This is a genomic window from Streptococcus parasanguinis, assembly GCF_031582885.1.
In the GTDB taxonomy this organism is placed as follows: domain Bacteria; phylum Bacillota; class Bacilli; order Lactobacillales; family Streptococcaceae; genus Streptococcus; species Streptococcus parasanguinis_M.
Genome location: NZ_CP133988.1, coordinates 1935812 through 1956640, shown reverse-complemented (window position 1 = coordinate 1956640; position 20829 = coordinate 1935812). Strand labels below are relative to the sequence as shown.

Genomic DNA, 20829 nt, shown 5'->3' with positions numbered 1-20829 from the left:
GTGTCTTCTTTCTTTCAGTATAGCACAAAAATGGATGTAGAAAAAGCGCCTCCCATCAAGAAAGTAGGAGCCAGTTCTTCTTTCCCTCTGAAACAGCCTTTTTCTCTGCTTCTTAATCTGTTATAATAGGAAGAAGAAAAAAAGAAGGAAAGACAGCCATGCATAAAATTCTCTTAGTGGAAGACGATGAAATTATCCGCCAACAGGTCAAACAATTATTGGAACAATGGGGCTATGAAGTGGTCGCAGTAGAGGATTTTATGGATGTCCTCGGGATCTTTGTCGAAAGCGACCCTCATTTGATTCTCATGGATATTGGCCTGCCTCTCTACAATGGTTACCACTGGTGCCAAGAGATTCGCAAGGTTTCAAAGGTTCCGATCATGTTTCTTTCTTCACGGGATCAAGCCATGGATATTGTCATGGCCATCAATATGGGTGGAGACGACTTTGTCACCAAGCCCTTTGACCAAAATGTCCTCCTTGCCAAGGTCCAAGGGCTCTTGCGCCGCTCCTACGAATTTGGGACAGATCAAAATCTGCTGGAGCACCGGGGAGCCATCCTCAATCTCAAGTCTACGGACTTGGTGTATGAAGGGGAAGTCATCAAGTTGACCAAGAATGAATTTCAGATCCTTCGCGTCCTATTTGAACATGCGGGCAGTATCGTGGCGCGTGATGACATGATGAAGGAGCTCTGGAATAGCGACTTCTTTATTGATGACAATACCTTGTCTGTCAATGTGGCCCGCCTTCGCAAGAAATTAGAAGAGGCTGGCTTGTCAAACTTCATCGAAACCAAGAAAGGCATCGGATACGGGTTGACCCATGAATAAATTTGGAACGATCTTCTGGCAGTATGTGGTATCCCGCAGGCGCCTACTCTATCTATTGGTCATCTTTTTGATCATTGATTTGGTCTTTGCCTATCTCTTTCCAGAGACAGGGACGGTTTTCCTCTATGCGACCCTAGTGCTAGGCTTTTTTGCCTTCTGTGTCTTGATCTGGGATTTCGCCATGACCTTTCGGGACTACCGCAAAGCCGCACTTTATGAGGAAGTTGAGGTTACCTCACCACTGGAACACCTCCTTTATGAAAAATACACGGAAGAACAGCAGGCGCGCTTGGAGGAAGGGAAGACAGCCCAGGCCAAGTTCAATGACCTGATGGATTACTATACCCTCTGGGTTCACCAGATTAAGACGCCCATTGCGGCCAGTCAGCTCTTGGTGCAAGATGTCGAGACGCCCATTGTCAAGCAGCAGATGGAACAGGAGCTCTTTAAGATTGACTCCTATGCCAATCTGGTTTTGCAGTACCTGCGACTGGAGAGCTTTCATGATGATCTAGTCTTAAAGCGCGTGGCGGTAGAAGATTTGGTTAAAGAAGTAGTCCGCAAGTATGCCCTCTTTTTTATCCAAAAGAACTTGACCGTGAATCTGCATGATTTGGAAGAGGAGGTCATCACCGATCGCAAGTGGCTCCTGGTCATCATCGAGCAGCTCTTGTCCAATAGCCTCAAGTACACCAGCACAGGTGGAATTGAAATCTATTTTAAAGACCAGACTCTCTATATAAAAGATAGCGGGATTGGGATCAAAAATAGCGATGTTCTCCGTGTTTTTGAGCGGGGCTTCTCCGGCTACAATGGCCATCTAACCCAGCAGTCCTCAGGGCTGGGGCTCTATCTATCTAAGAAAATCACAGAGCAATTGGGCCACAGGATCACCCTCCATTCAGAGGTCGGCCAAGGCACGACCGTTGCCATTCGCTTTGAAGAAAAGAAGTTGGTCATGGATTAAGATTTCCCCATCTTACAAAAATGTAAGAAATAAAGGTCAAAATGAAAGGTTAGGTTATGGTAGCCGCCTTTTATTTTTTATACAATAGTCTCATCAAATGAAGGAGGTCAAGAAAATGAAACTCTTGAAATGGATGAAACAACTCAAAAAGACTGAGAAACCCTGCAACCAACCCGATCTGGAAAAGACGGAATTTGGTCTCCAAGTCCTGCAACAAACCCAAGAATTTTTCTTGATCTACTAGTAAAAGGAGAAAAGCATGTCATTACTAGATGTTCAACATATCAAAAAGATCTACAAAACCCGCTTTCAAGGAACGCAGGTTGAAGCCTTAAAGGATATTCACTTCACCGTGGAAAAGGGTGAGTACGTGGCTATTATGGGGGAATCAGGATCCGGGAAATCAACTCTCCTCAATATCCTAGCCATGCTGGACCAGCCGACGGAAGGGCGGGTCTACCTAAATAGCATAGATACCTCAACCATCAAGAATAAGGATGCCTCCAGCTTCCGTCGCGAAAAACTAGGCTTTATCTTTCAAGATTTCAACCTGCTCGATACCTTGTCTGTCAAAGACAATATCCTCTTGCCTCTAGTCCTTTCTCGCAGACCAATCAAGGAAATGATGAGTAAGGTCGATAGCGTCAGTCGGGAGTTGGGCATTCACCAGCTCCTTGAAAAATACCCTTATGAAATCTCTGGTGGGCAAAAACAACGGGTGGCCGTAGCGCGTGCTATCATCACCTCGCCAGAAATCCTCCTGGCCGACGAGCCAACAGGGGCGCTGGATTCTAAGTCTTCGGCTGCGTTGCTCGACGTCTTTGAAGATATTAATACCATGGGGCAAACCATTCTCATGGTGACCCACTCAACCGCAGCAGCAGCGAGGGCCAAGCGCGTGCTCTTCATCAAGGACGGGATTCTTTACAACCAGATCTTCCGCGGAGAAAAGACGGAGCGTCAGATGTTCCAAGAAATCTCAGATACTCTGACGGTCATGGCAAGTGAGGTGGAGTAGATGTTTCGATTAACCACTAAACTAGCTTGCTCCAATCTCATCAAGAATCGCAAGCTCTATTATCCCTTTGCGATTGCAGTCATTCTCGCAGTGACCATCGCTTACCTCTTTGACTCCCTGACCTTTAATCCCCACATTTCCGAGCTTCGAGGGGGAGATCCCATGATCTTTACCCTGGTCTTGGGACTGTTCGTGGTCAATGCTGCGGGGGCTATCATCGTGCTCTATGCCAATAGCTTCGTCATGAAAAACCGCTCCAAAGAGCTGGGAATCTACAGCATGCTCGGACTTGAGAAACGTCATCTCATCAGCATGATCTTCAAGGAACTCTTGATGTTTGGCTTTCTGACTATCTCAGCCGGTGTCTTGATTGGAGCCCTCTTTGACAAGCTGATCTTTGCCTTTCTCTTGAAACTCATGAAGATGAAGGTCCAGCTAGTATCTACCTTCCAACCTGGGATTGTCATCTTGGTCTTTGTCACCTTTGGTCTCATCTTTGGCCTTTTGGTTCTTCTTAATGCTTGGCGGATTCTCCGTTTGAATGCCTTGCAGTTGACGCGTGAGAAGGCCAGTGGTGAAAAGAAAGCCCGCTTCTTATGGCCTCAAACCATCCTGGGCTTAGCCTCTCTTGGTTTGGGCTACTACCTAGCTCAGTCTGTCAAAGACCCCATCATTGCGCTTGTGACCTTCTTTCTAGCCGTTATACTGGTCATGATCGGGACCTATCTGCTCTTTAATGCTGGGATCACCGTCTTCTTGCATCTGCTTAAGAAAAAGAAGAGCTACTATTACCAGCCCAACAATATGATCTCGGTCTCTAACCTCATCTATCGCATGAAGAAAAATGCAGTGGGCCTTGCGACCATTGCCATCCTCTCGACCATGGTGCTGGTGACCATCTCTGCTGCCACCAATATCTATGTCGGTAGCGAAATGGTCAAGAAAATCATGGCGCCTCATGATTTCTCTGTCCAAGGAAAAGGGGTCGACCTGGAGCAGATCAATCAGAAATTTGATGAATTTGCCTCTGAGCACCATCTCAAGATCAAAAATCGTGACCTGATGACCTATGCCAACTTTGGGGTTAAATCACAAAAGGGCACAGACTTCACCGTCTATCCAGCTGATGAACGCAGCGTCACTCCTAAAACTGTCTTTATGGTATTTGATGCAGCTAGTTATGAACACATGACAGGCGAACAAGTCGATCTGACAGGCAACCAAGTCATCCTCTTTGCCCATAACAAGGCTCTTAAGGGGCAAAAGCAGTTTACTATCAATGGGCATGACTTCCAAGTCAAAGAAGAAGTGAGCAGGGATTTTATCACTGATCACGTGCCAAATCAGTTTAATATGCTAACGGAGGATTTCAATTACCTGATCGTGCCTGACCTCTCAGCCTTTGTCGCTCAGTTTCCAAATCTGGCCATAAATACCAATATCTACGGTGGCTTCAATGTCAATGTCGATGAAGACCAGCAACTCAAGCTAGCAGCTAGCTATGATAAGATGATCGATGAATTGAGCAGCCAACAGGGCCAAGGAACATTCATCTATGGAGGCAACCGAGCCAATGATGTGGCAGAGTTGAATAGCCTCTTTGGTGGCATCTTCTTTATCGGAATTTTCTTGTCACTGATCTTTATGGTCGGAACGGTCATCGTCATCTACTACAAGCAAATCTCAGAAGGCTATGAAGACCGTGAGCGCTTCGTCATTCTCCAACAGGTGGGGCTCGATGAACACGAGGTCAAACGGACCATCAACCGTCAAGTGCGGACTGTCTTCTTCCTCCCACTCATCTTTGCCTTTGTCCATCTGGCCTTTGCCTACCATATGATCCGCCTCATTCTCAAGGTTCTCGGTGTCATCAATAGTGGCCAAGTCCTCGTCGTAACCCTCAGCGTTTGTGGTGTCTTTCTCGTCTCCTACCTGATCGTCTTTTGGATCACCTCTCGGAGCTATCGTAAGATTGTGCAGATTTAAGACAAGAAGCTCAAATTAAATTAGAAACTTTCCTTAGGTGAGTACGGACGTCAGCGAACTTCGAAGAAGTTCCATGACTAATTATTGAGCCTAAGGTCTCAATAATTCCGAGTGCCTGAAACATGATTATTTCAGGCACTTTTCTCACAGAGGAAAGTTTCAATATACTTTAAATAATAATCAGAAATCATTTTGATATTTTTGCACAATAGTCTAGCTAAGGTTATTCAAAGAAAAGAATTGTCAATTTTTAAGCTCGCTCATAGCGGGCTTTTTTGTACGAAAACCGACTGCGATTGTTTTTGTTTTTCAAAGGGATACACAAAAAAGACTGAACCAGTAGAGTTCAGTCTTTGTTCGCTTTCGATTAAAGTGATGTTAGGAAAGTCAATCCACCTAGGATGACACCTGCTGAATTCGGAATGATCAAAATCCAGTCTTTTTTAGGTTCCTTTGTCCAACCATAAATGACCCAGATCAAGCAAGAAATAGCAGCTGACAAGGGTTGGAAAGGTTGGGCCTTATGTCCCTGTAAATTAGCAATAATTTGTGGGATGTAGGCAATGAAAACGATAATCCCAATAAAGGCACCGATCGAGCCAACGATTTGGTTGATTTTTTGTTTATTCATAAAATTTTACCTCTGTGTATCAAAATAGCATAAGTAGGAAGAAAATGCAATTAATTTGCATGCTATGCAAGATGAAAATGATTACATTCGCACAAAATTAGACAATGTGTCAAAAAAATGGCAACTAGAGAGAAGACTCTCTCGAAAAGAAATCCATCTTCCTGCAAAATCACAAGATTGTGACACTTTACAGTTCGGTAACATTTGAAAAAAAGACTTGAATTTGTAAAGGACAAAAGGTAGAATAGTGCATACTTTAAAAAAAGAAAAGGAAATGGTAGTTTCAAAATGAATGAAAAACAAATGAAAATTCTTGGTTGGGTTGCGACCTTTATGTCTGTTATGATGTATGTGTCTTACTTCCCACAAATCATGGATAACCTCGCAGGTCACAAAGGGAACTTTGTTCAACCTCTTGTCGCAGCCATCAACTGTAGCCTTTGGGTTTACTACGGACTCTTCAAAAAAGAACGCGATATTCCACTTGCTGCAGCCAATGCACCAGGGATCATCTTTGGTTTGATCACAGCCATCACAGCCTTGTAATCAATGAAAGAGAGAGTAGGACAGAAATCGGTAATTCGTTAGAATTCGATTTCGTCGTCCCACCTCTGCACAGTTGAGTAGGGCTATAAAAGCTGATGAAATCAGCGTAGTAGAGCCCGCTCAACCACTGCGTCTTGCTCTACAATTCAAAAACAATTAAGAGGCCAGGACTTTTGTCCCAGCTTTTTTTGATGGAATGAATCATTTCCATGGTATAATGGGAGGACTATTCATAGAGAAGATCAAAAGGAGACAAAAGTGGAGCAAAAACATCACTGTCAAGTCCTATGGGCGAAAAATAAATACCTGGTGCTCAGTCGTTCGAGTAATATCTACAAGGAAATCCGGGAATACCTCAAGCAAGATCAGGTGGAGGTCAGTCACGTCGAGGACCTGATCCAGCAAGCGCTGACCTTGCCGGAAAATCGTGGTCAGGTCTCTAATGCCTTCCAGCATATCTGGGGCTATTTCAAAAAGCAGGCGACTCCTGAGGAAAAGGCAGATTTCATGTTGCTACTTGAAAAGTACCAGCATGGGCATGCTAGCCAAGAGGATCTCATCAAGGGGATCCAGACGCTCCTTAAGCGCTACCCCAATCGCTACTTACAAGACTCGACACTACTAGGAGGTCAATAGATGAGACTGTGGCACCAAGATTTGATTAGCAAACTCCCTCGTGCCCAGCTCCTGGGCCAACACCGGGAATGCTGCGCCCTTCGAGGCAATGGCTGGGGCAAGAAGCACGCGACAGTCAACTATGTCTTTGACTACTCGCCCTATCGCCTCTATGCCTATCACCGCCTGATCATGGAGGAGATGACTGCACGTGGCTACAAGGTCAGCCCAGAGTGGTGGGAGCTGACCTACCGAGGTAAGACCTGCCCAGCCTACCCAGAGCTGGAAGAGGAAGCTTTGAGCACCCCTATCTATCCTGAGCACCAGGCTACTTACCTCCAAGAATGCCTGGAGAACCTAGCAGGAAAAGGGATTCAATTAGACTAAGAAAAGACGAACTAAACCAGGTTCGTTTTTTTGCGCTAAATCCCAACAAAATATTTTGAAAGCGTTAATTTCTTTCCCAAACATGCTATAATAATAGGAGATTATGCACAGGAAAAGGATAGACGGATGAAAGAATTAATCGACTTAATTAATCAATTTAGAGATGAACGTGACTGGAGAAAGTTTCATAATGAAAAAGATTTAGCCATTTCGATTTCACTAGAAGCGAGCGAATTGTTGGAACTATTTCAGTGGAAACAATCAGAGGAAGTAGTTGAAAAGTCATTAAAAGAAATCAAAGAAGAACTTGCGGATGTTTTTATGTATTCTTTCATGTTAGCAGATAATTTGAATCTGGATGTAGAAGAAATTATAAAAGAGAAAATTGATATAAATGCAAAAAAATATCCTGTAGAATTAAGCAAGGGAAATAATAAAAAATATACGGACTTGGAGAAAAAATGAGCAACATTCAATCACCCGTAGTTATAGAAATCGATTATTCAAATCGAACATTTGATCAATTAAAAGAAACGATTGCTCCGAAACATTCTAAGCTTATCTTTGATTATCCAACTGTATATATCGTAAACGATGAGAATAAAAACAAGTATAGTGTTTATGTCGGAGAAACAACAGATATCATTCGTAGAACAAATCAGCATTTGTCAGATGATATAAAGAAGGATAGAGAAGACTGGCGACAATTTGAACAATCTAAAACCTCTAAAATGTTTGTTATTGGGCATAACCATTTCAATAAATCTTTGACCTTGGATATTGAGAATAGGTTAATGCTCTACCTATCAAGTGTTGACCAAGTTGAAAGGGTTCAGAATAGGAGAGGAAATCCTCAAAACCAATATTACACTTCTGAGGAGTTAGACGAGATTTTCTCAAAGATATGGAGAACCCTAAATAGGAAAAATCATTATTTATTCCCAGCAGAAAGTTTTATTCGAAATTCAGCGATATTTAAATCTTCTCCATTTCACAAGTTAACAGATGAACAAGTGAAGGCCAAAAATGAAATATTGCTCAAAATTACATCTGTCATTAGTAAAAATGAAACAGGAGTTCTAATTTTAGTAAAGGGTGATGCTGGTGCAGGGAAAACGGTTTTGATGAGTTCCCTCATCGATGATTTATTGAATTCTGAAGATACTCAAATGATTCGTGAGAACAATGATATCAATTTGGTTGTGAATCATGATGATCAACTCAGTGTTTACCAAGAAATTGAGAAAAAATTGGAATGGAAGAGTGGATCAAATATTAATGTTGTGATGAAACCAACTCAATTTTTAAATGCTCTGAAAAAAGAAAAAACTGATGCTGGAATTGTAGTGGTTGATGAAGGTCACTTGTTATTGACTGCAAAAAATCAAGCCTATTTAGGCGGGAATCATTTAAATGATTTACTCGCTAAATCTAAAGTGGTCGTGTTAGTTTATGATGAAAATCAGATCATGAATAAATCCCAAATATGGACAGATGATGCTTTCTTGAAATTGGAACATGAAGCCAATTTAAAAGGAAATCTCATTACGCTACATAACCAAATGCGTATCCATGCTACAAAGGAAACAGTTGAGTGGATAAGAAATCTGATTGATATTGGAGTTATTAACGAGGTTCCAAGTGATAATGATTATGATATTAGAGTTTTTGACTCTCCTGAGGAACTTCAAAGTGCAATCATGGAAAAAAATGATAATCAGAGTTTAGGGATTTCACGCTTAACAGCAACCTATGATTGGGAATATAGTAGTCAATCAAAACCAAAGGATTCGGACTATTGGTGTGTCCGTATCGGAGACTGGTCTTGTCCATGGAACAGACAACTTGCAAAAGAAAAAGAATCTAAACATTTATCCTGGATAGAGCAATCTCAAACGATTCATGAAATTGGCTCAACGTTTACCGTTCAGGGATTTGATCTAAATTATGTGGGAGTTATCATTGGCCCATCTGTCAAATATAGAGACGGGAAAATTATTTTTGATATAAGTGAAAGCAAAAATAAAAGTGCTGTTCAAAACAGAAAACTTGAATCAGGTGAAATGATTAATTACGGAGAAACATTATTGCGAAATGAGTTAAATGTTCTGCTCACCCGTGGAGTTAACGGGCTATATGTCTATGCGGTTGATGAAGAACTTCAACAAGCTCTAAAAAATGCGACAAAATAAGATGCTTCCTATTTCCCAAATTTTTTTCGAATGATAGAAGTGAGAGTGGGACAGAAATCGGTAATTCGTTAGAATTCGATTTCGTCGTCCCACCTCCGCACAGTTGAGTAGGGCTGTAAAAGCTGATGAAATCAGCGTAGTAGAGCCCACTCAACCACTGCGTCTTGCTCGACAATCCAAAAATAATTGAGAGGCTAGGACTTTTGTCCCAGCCTCATTTTTTATCGAAAAGGAGCAGGGATGCAAAAGAGACATGCGCATGTATCGCCGACCTTGGACATCATGGCCAAGGAGATTTTTAGTTTGCCAGAAGTGACGACGGCGTTTATTAGAGATATTTTAGAGCTGGATGTAGCGGATGCTCAGATTGTGGAGGGAAGCCAGCCCCACAGCATGGCCTATGAGGAAGATGACTTGTTCTCCACTGCTGTGGATGTGAGAGCCAAGCTCCACGACGGGACCGAGGTGATCATCGAGATCCAGATTCGCAAGCAGCAGTATTTCTTGAATCGGTTCCATTACTTTTTGGCCAATCAGCTGGTGGAGAATGTGCAAAAACTGCGCCAGCAAGGTCAGACACATAAGATGTACGAGCAGATGGAGCCCGTCTATGGGATTGCGATTTTGGAGAAGTCGCTCTTGCTAGATGAAGAGGCCGCCATCAATAAATACTGGCTGACCAATAGCCGGTCCGGCAAGCAACTCAAGGCATATTATAAAAATGGCAAGCACCAAAATCTTCTGCAGGTTGCCTTTTTAGAGCTAGACAAGTATAATAAAGATGAGAACCTGACAGATGCAGGCAGACAGTGGCTAGAGTTTTTTGGGAATCTTCCCTTCACAAAAGCTCCCAGTCAGGCCGTTGCCCACGCAGATTCATTATTAGATTCATCTAGCTGGACCAAGGAGGAGAAGACCATGATAGACGAGCGGATTCGTATTCAAGAAAATTATGATATGACCCTGGAAACAGCGATAGACGAAGCGCGCGAAGAAGGTCTGGAACAAGGTCGTAAACAGTTGGTATGCGAGATGATCTCACGAGGAATGACGCCTGATCTTATCTCAGAGATGACGGGTTTGTCGCTTGAAGAGATTGAGACTCTTCTTTCCTGAGTCGTTAAAAGAGGCAGCGCCTCTTTTCTTTTTGAAAAAACTTGAAAATTTTCCCATTTTTTCAATCCGCCTTTCTAGAATTGTGGTAGAATAGAGTCAACAAAGAGCTATCCTCACCAACAGTGTGATCGATACTAGAAAAGAGGATTCTGATGACAAGAAAAATTGGTATTATTGGTTTGGGGCATGTGGGTGCGACCTTGGCCCACAGCATGATTTTGAAACACACCTGTGATCACTTGGTCTTGATTGATACCAATGAGAAAAAGGTCAAGGCAGATGCCTTGGATTTTTGTGATACGGTTGCCAATACGGGGTATCCGGTGCATATCACGGTCAATGACTACGCGGCTTTAAAAGATGCGGATGTCGTGGTGTCGACTCTTGGAAATATCGAGTTGCAGGCTAATAACACTGATGACCGTTTTGCGGAGCTTCCCTTTTCCAGCAAGCAAGTGGTGCAAGTAGCGCGTGATTTGAAGGCTTCTGGCTTTAGCGGGGTCTTATTGGTCGTGACCAATCCGGTCGATGCAGTCACTCAACTCTATCAACAATATACCGGCCTTCCAAAAGAGCAGGTGATTGGGACAGGGACGTTACTTGATACAGCTCGGATGAAGCGTGCAGTCGCTGATCGTTTGCAGGTTTCTCCTGCTAGTGTATCAGGCTATAACCTTGGTGAGCATGGGAATTCTCAATTTGTCGCTTGGAGTCAGGTCCGTGTTAAGGGACATGCTATTACCGATCTCTTCTCTCAAGAAGAGCTTGACGCCATCAACTACGAGTCCTTGCGCGGTGGACACACGGTTTTCTTTGGTAAATTCTATACCAACTTTGGGATTGCTGCGGCAGCCCAACGCTTAGCAGAAGCTGTGATCAATGATAGCCACGAGGAAATGCCAGTGTCTAACTATCGTCCAGAATATGGAACCTATCTTGGCTATCCAGCGATCGTAGGTCGAAAAGGAATTCTTGAACGATTGGATTTGCATTTGACAGAAGAAGAAAAAGAAAAATTACTCCATTCAGCCGAAACCATCAAAGAAAATACACGAAAAGGTTTGGAGCATGCATAAAAGTGAGGGCTGGGCACAATTTGTTCACCCTTCGATGTATAATATGCATAAAAGTATGACGCAGTGGTTGATTGGTATCTTTGTTCGCTTTTTAAGCTCCAAAGATAACCTAATCAACTTGTGCGGGGGTGGGAAAACGAACTCTTTTTAACTAGTCAGAGTTCTTTCCCACTCCCTTTTTTCTGCAATTTTTTCGAATGGTATAAGTGAGGGGATTCCCTACACGAAATCATTGGAGGTTGCTATGAAGAAACGACACGAGTATGTATCGCCCACCTTGGATTTAATGGCAAAAAAGATTTTTAGCCTTCCGGATGTGACAGCGAAATTCATCCGCGAAGTCTTGGATCTGCCAGTAGAGTCCGTTGAGATTTTAGAAGGAGACCAAATCCATGAGCAAGGGTTTTTAGGAGATCTTCCGTTTGAAACATCCGTTGATGTGAGAGCAAGACTAGATAGTGGGCTTGAAGTGATCATTGAGATTCAAGTTTTGAAGCAAGAATATTTCCTGAATCGTTTCCACTATTATTTAGCCAATCAGCTAGTAGAAAATGTCCAACGCAAGCGAAAGAAAGGGGCGACCCATTCTATGTACCGGGAGCTGGAGCCGGTCTATGGGATCGCTATCCTTGAGCGAAGTATTTTTCCTCATTTAGATTCACCTGTCAATGTCTATGAAATGCGCCATACAGTAGATGGGACAGCTCTTTATAGCTCTCGAAAGGATGGAGTAGCGCACAATATGTTAAAGGTTGCCTTTTTAGAGTTGGATAAGTATAATGAAAGTAGAGATACGGAGTTGAATGCTCACTGGAGACAATGGCTTGAATTTTTTGGCAATCGCCCATTCAGTCATCAACCAGATCAAGTGATCGAGCAGGCAGAATCACTCCTGATCCCATCAAATTGGACAAGGGAGGAAAAAGAAATGATTGATGAACGGATTCGTATCAGAGAAAATTGGGAAATGAGCATGGATACCTTTCGGAAAGAACAACTGGAAGCCGGTTTTCAGAAAGGGTTGAAAAAAGGTCTTGAACAGGGACTCGAACAGGGACTCGAACAAGGTCTTGAACAAGGTCTTGAACAAGGTTTAGAACAAGGTCTCGAGCGTGGTCTTGAACAGGGATTGGAACAAGGCAGACAAGAAGGCATGGAGTTAGGAGTTCAAGCTGGTCAGCAGTCTCTGATTCAGAAACTGGCTTTGAAGGGGATGAGTATCGAGATGATTGCTGAAATGACGGATTTATCCAGCGAATCCATCAAAAAAATGTTGGCTACGGATTCGTCTGACGAGGAGTAGTAGCGTGAACAGAATTTTGGGAACAATGAAACTTCGAGAATTACCTTGCTGAGAAAAAAGTAGTTCTAAAATGGATTGTAAAGATCGTCAGGAGTTCGTTATTTTTGGATCTTGATCCTCTACAGATTTATACGGTTATGATGTATTGAAGGTTGGAAACTTTTATCCAACCTTTTTTCTCACTCCTCTTGCCCCTCACCTAGTGAACTGGAATAGAAGTTTAAAAATACGAGTTGTAATCCTTGACATTACATTGTGATCCTGTATAATAACTATTGTAATGAATAATCTTACAACAGAAAGAGGAAACAACTATGAAAAACATTTTATTTATCGTCGGATCTCTTCGTCAAGGATCATTCAACCACCAAATGGCCCAGAAAGCAGAAAGCCTTCTTGAAGGAAAAGCAACGGTGACTTACTTGGACTACAAGGACATCCCAATGATGAACCAAGATTTAGAAACACCAACCTTGCCAGCTGTGCAAGCAGCGCGTGATGCGGTCCTTGCTGCGGATGCCATCTGGATCTTCTCACCAGTCTACAACTTTGCCATTCCAGGTGTAGTGAAAAACCTGATCGACTGGCTTAGCCGTGCCCTTGACCTGTCAGAAACTCGTGGTCCATCTGCCCTTCAAGACAAGATCGTAACCGTCTCTTCAGTCGCTAATGCAGGACACGAGCCAATGTTTGCGGCTTACCAAGCGCTCTTACCATTCGTTCGGACTCAAGTGGTTGGAGAGTTTACTGGAACAACCGTTAACCCAGAAGCTTGGGAAACAGGTGAATTGGTCTTGACAGATGAAGCGGTCGCAGGACTGGAAAAACAAGCACAAGCCTTATTAGAAGCATAAGAAAAGCTGAGACAGAAGTCTCAGCTTTTTAGATACTAAAGAGTTGTCCGAAGAAGTAAGTCACACCCATGGTGAGAAGTCCAATGATGAGGTTGCGAAGCATCGCTGGCTTGGTTGGTGCTTTTCCTAGTTTTGCACTGGTATAGCCAGTGAAGATCAAGGATAGTCCAACAACGAAGACTGTCACCGGAATGCGATAGGCAGCTGGAAAGAGAATGATAGAGAGCATTGGAGGAAGGGAACCAACTGAAAAAGCAAGGAAGCTAGATGCAGCAGCATGCCAAGGATTGGTAAACTCCTCATATTCGATACCATATTTCTCTTCGACCAGGGCTTTGAGTGGATGTTTCAGAAAGGCCCGTTCTGTCAAAATCTTTGCGGAAGTTTCGCATTCTCCATTTTGAAGATAAGCGTGGTAGAGAGATTCTCTCGCTAACTTTGGATCGCGATCCAACAAGGCTTGTTCGCGGTTCACAGCGGCTTCTTCCGTGTCTTTTTGTGTGGAAACAGAGACATACTCACCGCCCGCCATCGAGAAAGCACCTGCCAGAATCGCCGATAAGCCAGAAAGGAAAATGATCCAGATGTTTGACGTGGCACTGGCTACCCCGATCACCACCCCAGCTATAGAAATAATCCCATCATTGGCCCCGAGAACAGCGGCTCTCAAGATATTCAAGCGGTCGTTAAATGATTCATCTACTCCATGTTTCATTTCAGTCATACAATATCTCCTTCATCTTATTTAGAATGATTATAAATAAAATACAAAAAGAAAGCAAGGATTTTAACTCAAATGATAAAAGTTCGACAATTTAATGAAATTTAAGTTATAATCTTTGGTATTGCAAGCAAAAAGAAAGAATAGGACATACGCCTATTCTAGCAAGATTTATTTAGCAGAAGTGACTTTACCTTTGAGGATCCTGATGGCATTGTCACACGGGTTAGAAAAGGATAATAAAAAGGGAGTGGGAAAGAACTCCGTAAAATAAAAAAATTGAAAAGGTTCCCCGAACCTTTTCAATTTTCCCACCCCCGCAAAGTTGATTAGGTCTTCTTTGGAGCTTAATCAAGCGAACAAATACTTAGGAAACTTGCTTCGCAAGTCCTATCTACCACCTCAAAGCAGTGCTTTGAGCAATCAACCACTGCGTCATACAGTTATTTCTATCAAAGATCGAAGGTTGGACAGTTTTTTGCCCAACCCTTTTTTAATGAGATAAATTAGTTCGTTTCATTTTCTTTTCCCACAACCCAAAATAAGAGAAGGAGTTGGAAAATACCCAAGGCAAATAGGACCATAAAACCGTTGCGGCTTCCTTTAGCAGTGGCTTGGGTGAAGTCCATCTTTTGATTGGCTTGGCTCATGGCAACGATCAGTGAAGCCAGGGTTGTTCCGACAGCGCCTGCAAATTGTTGCAGGGTGTTAAAGATCGCGTTCGCATCAGGTTGCTCCTCCAGCGCCAGTTGTTTCTGTCCGTTTGTCATGATATTGCCAAAGGCAAGTCCCATACCGGTCATGAAGATCATGTAAAAGATAAGAATCAAGCCATTTGTCAGCTTCAGGGCAAAAAGGGTGAAGTGGAAATGGGCCAGAAGGATTAAAGCAGCTCCAAGGAGAATCGGTTTGCGAGCGCCCAACTTATCTAGAATGAGACCAGAGAAGGGAGCAAAACCTGCTCCAATGATGGCTCCTGGAAGCAACATCAAGGCTGCAAGTGTGGTACTCGAGTGGTTGACCAATTGGACATAATTGGGCAAGAGAAAACTCATGGCAAGAGAGCCTAATTGGAAGGTGAAAAAGGCAAGAACATGGCCAGTGAGGAGATGGTTCTTTAAGATGGCAAGGTTGATAATGGGAGTCTCCAACTGATTGGACCGCCAGACCAAGAGAACGAGTCCCAAGAACCCGATCACCAGCCAACCAAGGACAGAAAAACTAAAGAAAGCATGATCAGAAAGACCGTGAATCCCTAAAATCAAGCCTAAAAATGAAGCAATAATGGCGAGAAGGCTCATGATATCAAGCGTTTCTCGCTTGACTGTACTGATTTGTTCAATGGAGCGAAGTCCTGCAACTAGCGAAGCTAGAAGGATCGGGAATTGAACCAAAAAGATGGACCGCCAACCGAAGTTGGCCGTCAAGAGACCACCGACAGTAGGCCCAATGGCGGGAGCGATAGCTGTAATCAGGGTCCCCACTCCCATCATGAGACCAATCTTGCATTTTGGTACCTGCTCTAAAATGATATTAAACATCAGAGGAAGGGCAAAACCAACCCCCATTCCTTGGACCAATCGACCCAAAACCACAAAGCCAAAACTTGGAGCTAGGAAGTCAATGAGAACACCTAAAACAGATAGGAGATTTCCAACTAAAAAGATGGACTTCATTTTAAAAGAGCGCTTGAGGTAGGCTGATAAGGGGACTACACAGGCAACCACTAGAAGATAGATGGTGGTGACCCACTGGACGGTTGCGGTATTGATCTCAAATTCCTTCATCAATATTGGGAAGGTGATATTCATGGCAGTTTCTCCAGCCACCCCGCAAAAGGAAAGGATCCCTGTTGCAAAGATTGCAAATAAGACCTTGGCTGAAATTTTTTCTTGTGACATCGGTGTCTGATTCCTCCTAAATCTTCCTAAAGATATGGACTATGGTATAAAAATCATGGTTACGATCTGATTTTCCGTCAGCTCCAATCGCTATGAGCATAGCAAGACCAACGGTAACCTGATCCATCGTTTTGTTAGCTAACAAATAGTATAGAGGAAATGAAGACCCCTGTCAAAGAGTTTTTGAAAAGTTTTGAAAATATTAACAGCATTCTCAACTGATGACATCTCTCCAAACGAAAGGATGCGGTCGCGAGTATGGTATAATAAGAAGAAAGTAAGCAACGTGAATAAGTCAATCAACTCGAACAGGAGGCCCCATGACCAAGTATTTAGTCCAGAAGTTTTTCTGGTTACGAGAAAAAAGTTTGATTCAAATTTCCCAGAAAACCCTGGTTTCCTTATTTCCTTTTTTCCTATTTTCTGGAATCATTCGGGTGATCGCTCTATCGGTCTTCTCCGATCGAGGCTATATCCATCAGCTCTTTTCGATGGATAGCTGGTTGCCATGGGATCAGGCCATCAGCCAGGTCCTCGGTAATTTTTCCAACTTTCTAGGAGGGCTAGCTGGGCCTTTAGTGACCTACTTCGCTGGAAAATATACAGCTGGGCACTATGGTAGAAGAACAGGGACAGCTGGAGTGATAGCTCTTTTGGTCAGTCTAATAGTAGGCTCTCAGGAATTGTTGGTGGGCCCCCTCCATGACGGGCAACTGACGCGTATCAACTTACCTGCGACGACCAATATCGTCTTAGCGATTTTTTTAGGCTATCTAATCGGGCAAATCTTTCGTCTATCCAAGGCTAGTGACGACCAGATTGTAGACAAGGATTTCATCTATCAACCCAAGACGGTGCGTCCCATTTTCTTATCCTTAGTTCTAGGGGTTAGCCTCAATCTTCTTTTGGTTCTTGGAAATCAATTTAATATTTTTCAGACTATCCGACAGTTCTTGGCTTCTCTAATGGTAAGCAGTCATCATCTGCTGTCCACCTTTGTCATGGGACTATTTAGTGGGCTATCTGCTTGGTTTGGTAATAGTCAATCCTTTGCCTTGAACTCAATTGCGGATGATAACTTTGCTTTGGAAAATCTTACCTACGCTGTGACGCATCATACAACGACAGGCATTCCTCATCTCTATACCTTGACCAATTTGTACCGCAGTTTTGGTCTGGTAGCTGGAATTGGAGCCGTCCTAGCGCTTTTGGTGGCGATCCTGTTGGTTTCACGAAGTCAAAAGGACAAGAAAGTCAGTTTTCTCAGTCTGTTTCCAAGTCTCTTTAACAATGGGGCTTCCTTCATGGTAGGGATACCGGTCCTTCTCAATCTCCTATATGTGATTCCCTTCTTATTGATCCCTTTGGTGAATATGGGAATAGCAGCTCTAGCTTTGTGCTTTAAGCTGATGCCGGCATCTGTCTATCCAGTGCCAGATGGGACTCCTAGCCTTCTCTATGCCTTTATTGGGACAGGAGGAAGTCTGAGAGCCTTAGCTGTGAGTATACTTTGTTTTGCCGTCGATGTGCTCCTTTATCTACCATTTGTCCGCATGGGAAATCGTATCCGAAAAGATTTAAAAGTGAAAGGAGAAAGCGATGAAGCAATCTAAAAAAACAGCGATCGTCCTTACTTTGGTCAGTCTTTTCTTGATTGCTTTAGCCATTCCTTCTTATAGCTGGACTCGGACCAATGTTTCAAAATCGAGAAATTTTATAATTCAAAATTGTCTCCCATCATCATGATCCCGGGAAGCTCAGCAACAGAGAACCGCTTCGATGGCTTGGTGACCAAGCTCAACCAAGGTCGCCAAGGAACCAAACACAGCCTGCTCAAGGTCAAAGTTTGGAATGATGGGCATATCACCTATAGTGGTAGTATTGATGCCAAGGACAATGAACCAGTAATTGTGGTTGGTTTTGAAAACAACAAAGATGGCTATAGCAACATTAAAAAGCAAGCCAAACTCTTTAATCAAGCCTTCGAAGCTCTTCAAGAAAAATACAATTTTAATAATTTTAAGGGTTTAGGTCATTCCAACGGTGGCTTGATTTATACAGCCTTTATTGAAAATTATCTGGGGGATTATGATATAGATCTCAAGACCCTCATGACCATCGGGACTCCTTACAATTTCACGGAGACCAATATCAAAAATAAATCTGAGATGTTGGCCGATTTTATCAAGGGAAAAGAAGCCATCCCGACAACCCTTCATATGTATTCAGTAGCAGGGACCATTACCTATGATTCAGATGAGTTAGTCCCGGATGCCAGTGTCTCTGCTGGGAAATATATCTACCAAAATCAAGCTGCTAGCTATACGGAGATTACGGTGACGGGCGAAGATGCCCAGCACTCGGACCTTCCAACCAATGATGAGGTGGTTGCCTTGGTGAAAGAGCATATTGAGAGTCAAACGGATCGTCGAGTCAAACCGAATAAAATAAACTAAGTGTGAAGAAGGGATTCCTTCCTCACTCTTTTTTTAGTATAATTTAGTATAATAAAGTTTAGTATGAAAATAAGGGAGACTATAGGAAATAAGATGAAAAGAAAACAATGGGTGCAGTTAGGCTTAGTGGCTTCAAGTATGGTCATGTTAACAGGATGTTACCAGAGATACCAGCGCCAGTCCAGTCCCAAAAAAGAGGCTGCAACAAGCCAGACAAGCACTAAAAAACAGACGAAAAAAGCAGATAACAAACAATTATACCAGTCTGTTTTTTCAGACTACCAAAAGATTTTTGCCGCTTCAAAAGATTTAGATGCCATTTCCAAATTGAATGATGCATTAGCTAAAGAAGATCGGATGATCAATAGCTGGGTGATCGAGACCGTGATCAATCAGCCAGAAGCCGTTCGCTATGCCTTTAAGGACTTAAATAACGATGGGGTAGATGAGATGATCATCGCCAATCAGCAGACCGATGGAAGCTACTTTGTGACAGGAGTCTATTACCTCAAGGAGCAAAAACCGACTCTGCTAGCTGAAGGTTTCGTCGCTGGACACGGTGGAGCGCGCAATGCGACGACCCTCTATCAGGGAGGAGAAGTCTTAGAAGTCAGCTGGATGTCAGGAACTGGCCGTGGGGTAGCTGTGCTCTCACGAATAGAAAAGACGCCTCAAGCCGCGACCAAAGTCCAGGAAGAAGAAGTCCAAGTACCTGGTTCAGATCTGAATAGCCTCTTTGGAAAATCGGATGAGGAAAAATTGGATCTCAAGAGTTTCGATTGGCAAACTTTTGACAGCACACCATCAGCGGGAAATAGCCAAAGCCAGGAAAAAACGCCTTGGAATGCTGAAAAATCAGCAAAATTAGCAGAATTTATGAAGACCTGGGGCGAAAAGATGGGACAACCCAACTATCAAAAAGGCATCGCTGGTGGTGATGTAGGACCAGACAACCTCTATACTCTAGGGGAAAATAGTAAGATGGATGCCATTTATACAGATACTGGTCAGGGAAATGCAAAATACCGCATCGTGGAAAGCTATAGCAATTGGGACAAGTATCCAGATGTGCATAGTTATTTCTTTGCTATTACAGATACAGGAGAAGGCATTGTCTTTCATTCTCCAACGACCAATGGAGGAAAGATGTATCTAAAACCAACGGACAACAAGGAACTTCAAGAAGAATTTACACAGTTACTTCATCAATAAAAATAAGAATAAACCAGAAAAAGACTGTTTTTCTGGTTTTGTTTATTCAAATAATGAATAAAAATACAATAAAAGAAATAATTTTTAGGATATAAAATATGTTAAAAACTAGTGATAATTAGCGGTGCATAAATATTTGAAAACAGAAAATGTTTGACAATTAAAGGAAAATCATTTAAAATATATTCATTCTTTATTTATAGGAGAAAAAATATGAAAAAACTTCTTACAGCCGGTGTGGCTCTCTTGTCAGTTGCAACGTTAGCAGCTTGTTCTGGTAAAACTGCTTCAGAATCATCAAGCAAAGATGCAAAAGCTTCTTCTAGCAAAGTAGAAAAATCATCTACTTCAGAAAGCAAATCAAGCAGTTCATCAAAATCATCTAAATCAGCAACCTCTTCTGTTAAAATTCCAGAAATTGTCTTGTTGACTGATGAAGAAATCGATAACGCCAAAACAATTGGTGATATGAAAACTCTTTATAGTAAATTAGTGGATAACTATAAAAAATATGCTCAAGATCTTGGCGATCAAATTCCAGAATCACATAGATCTATATATACTCAACAAGTAGAGCCAGCTCTCAAGACATTGGACGAATCAAAAACTCAATTTGATACGGCGCTTTCAACTGGTGGTTCAGATGATACAGTTGTTCCTGAACAAGGACGTACTGCTTTTGCACAACAATTGAAATCTGGACGTGACACTATGAAACAAGCTCTTGAAAGTGCATATAAGATGATTTCACCTTATATCTCTTCATCTTCATCAGCTGAATAATTCATAAATGAAAATGAGAGTGGGACAGAAATCGGTAATTCGTTAGAATTCGATTTCGTCGTCCCACCTCCGCACAGTTGAGTAGGGCTGTAAAAGCTGATGAAATCAGCGTAGTAGAGCCCACTCAACCACTGCGTCTTGCTCGACAATCCCAAAACAATTAATAGGCTAGGACTTTTGTCCTAGCCTATTTTTGTTTTCTTACAAAAATGTAAGAAATAAAGGGTAA

20 protein-coding genes and 1 pseudogene are annotated in these 20829 nt (G+C 42.6%); 18 read left to right on the top strand and 3 right to left on the bottom strand.

Annotated features, from left to right (window positions below; genetic code table 11):
• The first annotated feature begins 158 nt into the window (after positions 1-158).
• The 5 genes from RDV49_RS09430 (at position 159) to RDV49_RS09410 (ending at position 4807) form a co-directional block, all read left to right on the top strand.
• Positions 159-836: a response regulator transcription factor gene (locus RDV49_RS09430; protein ID WP_003006080.1), complete on the top strand. Its 678-nt coding sequence runs from the start codon at positions 159-161 to the stop codon at positions 834-836.
• On the top strand, positions 829-1803 hold the full coding sequence (locus RDV49_RS09425) for a sensor histidine kinase (protein ID WP_003006082.1): 975 nt from the start codon (positions 829-831) through the stop codon (positions 1801-1803). The genes RDV49_RS09430 and RDV49_RS09425 overlap by 8 nt, the downstream gene beginning before the upstream one ends.
• Before the next feature lie 115 nt (positions 1804-1918).
• Positions 1919-2047, top strand: coding sequence for a hypothetical protein (locus RDV49_RS09420; protein ID WP_003011905.1), 129 nt, complete (start codon positions 1919-1921; stop codon positions 2045-2047).
• 15 nt (positions 2048-2062) lie between these two features.
• Positions 2063-2821 (top strand): ABC transporter ATP-binding protein, encoded by a 759-nt coding sequence (locus RDV49_RS09415; RefSeq protein ID WP_003006089.1) that lies wholly within the window; start codon positions 2063-2065, stop codon positions 2819-2821.
• Complete coding sequence (locus RDV49_RS09410) at positions 2822-4807, top strand: ABC transporter permease (protein WP_003006093.1); 1986 nt, start codon at positions 2822-2824, stop codon at positions 4805-4807.
• Positions 4808-5174: 367 nt separating this feature from the next.
• Here RDV49_RS09410 and RDV49_RS09405 read toward each other — a convergent pair whose 3' ends face one another.
• Positions 5175-5438, bottom strand: coding sequence for a SemiSWEET family transporter (locus RDV49_RS09405; RefSeq protein ID WP_003006096.1), 264 nt, complete (start codon positions 5436-5438; stop codon positions 5175-5177).
• Between the two features lie 288 nt (positions 5439-5726).
• Here RDV49_RS09405 and RDV49_RS09400 point away from each other — a divergent pair, with 288 nt between their 5' ends.
• From RDV49_RS09400 to RDV49_RS09360, 9 genes are all read left to right on the top strand, one after another.
• Entirely contained in the window at positions 5727-5984 is a 258-nt protein-coding gene (locus RDV49_RS09400) for a SemiSWEET family transporter (protein ID WP_003006102.1), read from the top strand.
• 258 nt (positions 5985-6242) lie between these two features.
• Positions 6243-6620, top strand: coding sequence for a YbgA family protein (locus RDV49_RS09395; protein ID WP_003006105.1), 378 nt, complete (start codon positions 6243-6245; stop codon positions 6618-6620).
• Positions 6621-6986: a TIGR02328 family protein gene (locus RDV49_RS09390; protein WP_003006108.1), complete on the top strand. Its 366-nt coding sequence runs from the start codon at positions 6621-6623 to the stop codon at positions 6984-6986.
• A gap of 126 nt (positions 6987-7112) precedes the next feature.
• A complete protein-coding gene (locus RDV49_RS09385; RefSeq protein WP_003006111.1) occupies positions 7113-7451 on the top strand; it encodes a nucleotide pyrophosphohydrolase in 339 nt (112 codons plus the stop codon).
• A complete protein-coding gene (locus tag RDV49_RS09380; RefSeq protein ID WP_003006114.1) occupies positions 7448-9178 on the top strand; it encodes a DUF2075 domain-containing protein in 1731 nt (576 codons plus the stop codon). The genes RDV49_RS09385 and RDV49_RS09380 overlap by 4 nt, the downstream gene beginning before the upstream one ends.
• A gap of 240 nt (positions 9179-9418) precedes the next feature.
• On the top strand, positions 9419-10294 hold the full coding sequence (locus RDV49_RS09375) for an Rpn family recombination-promoting nuclease/putative transposase (RefSeq protein ID WP_037607797.1): 876 nt from the start codon (positions 9419-9421) through the stop codon (positions 10292-10294).
• A gap of 152 nt (positions 10295-10446) precedes the next feature.
• A complete protein-coding gene (locus tag RDV49_RS09370) occupies positions 10447-11370 on the top strand; it encodes an L-lactate dehydrogenase (RefSeq protein ID WP_003006122.1) in 924 nt (307 codons plus the stop codon).
• A 244-nt stretch (positions 11371-11614) separates the two neighbouring features.
• The gene (locus RDV49_RS09365) at positions 11615-12673 is read left to right on the top strand and encodes an Rpn family recombination-promoting nuclease/putative transposase (RefSeq protein ID WP_003006125.1); all 1059 of its coding nucleotides are present in this window, start codon (positions 11615-11617) and stop codon (positions 12671-12673) included.
• Between the two features lie 314 nt (positions 12674-12987).
• A complete protein-coding gene (locus RDV49_RS09360; protein ID WP_003006128.1) occupies positions 12988-13527 on the top strand; it encodes an NADPH-dependent FMN reductase in 540 nt (179 codons plus the stop codon).
• A gap of 28 nt (positions 13528-13555) precedes the next feature.
• On the opposite strand, the gene RDV49_RS09355 is transcribed toward RDV49_RS09360, so the two are convergent.
• Together RDV49_RS09355 and RDV49_RS09350 are read right to left on the bottom strand one after the other, a co-directional pair.
• Positions 13556-14251 (bottom strand): VIT1/CCC1 transporter family protein, encoded by a 696-nt coding sequence (locus RDV49_RS09355; protein WP_003006131.1) that lies wholly within the window; start codon positions 14249-14251, stop codon positions 13556-13558.
• A gap of 503 nt (positions 14252-14754) precedes the next feature.
• A complete protein-coding gene (locus tag RDV49_RS09350) occupies positions 14755-16149 on the bottom strand; it encodes an MFS transporter (protein ID WP_003006134.1) in 1395 nt (464 codons plus the stop codon).
• A 320-nt stretch (positions 16150-16469) separates the two neighbouring features.
• Between RDV49_RS09350 and RDV49_RS09345 the strand changes: the two genes are divergently transcribed.
• From RDV49_RS09345 to RDV49_RS09330, 4 genes and pseudogenes are all read left to right on the top strand, one after another.
• Complete coding sequence (locus RDV49_RS09345) at positions 16470-17762, top strand: PTS transporter subunit EIIC (protein WP_003006136.1); 1293 nt, start codon at positions 16470-16472, stop codon at positions 17760-17762.
• Positions 17749-18605 (top strand): annotated as a pseudogene (locus tag RDV49_RS09340) (alpha/beta hydrolase). The gene RDV49_RS09345 and the pseudogene RDV49_RS09340 overlap by 14 nt, the downstream one beginning before the upstream one ends.
• 93 nt (positions 18606-18698) lie before the next feature.
• Positions 18699-19817, top strand: coding sequence for a DUF4767 domain-containing protein (locus RDV49_RS09335; protein ID WP_037607799.1), 1119 nt, complete (start codon positions 18699-18701; stop codon positions 19815-19817).
• Between the two features lie 213 nt (positions 19818-20030).
• Positions 20031-20600 carry a hypothetical protein gene (locus tag RDV49_RS09330; protein ID WP_003006147.1) on the top strand — a complete coding sequence of 190 codons (570 nt, stop codon included), beginning with the start codon at positions 20031-20033 and terminating at the stop codon, positions 20598-20600.
• The last annotated feature ends 229 nt before the right edge of the window (positions 20601-20829 follow it).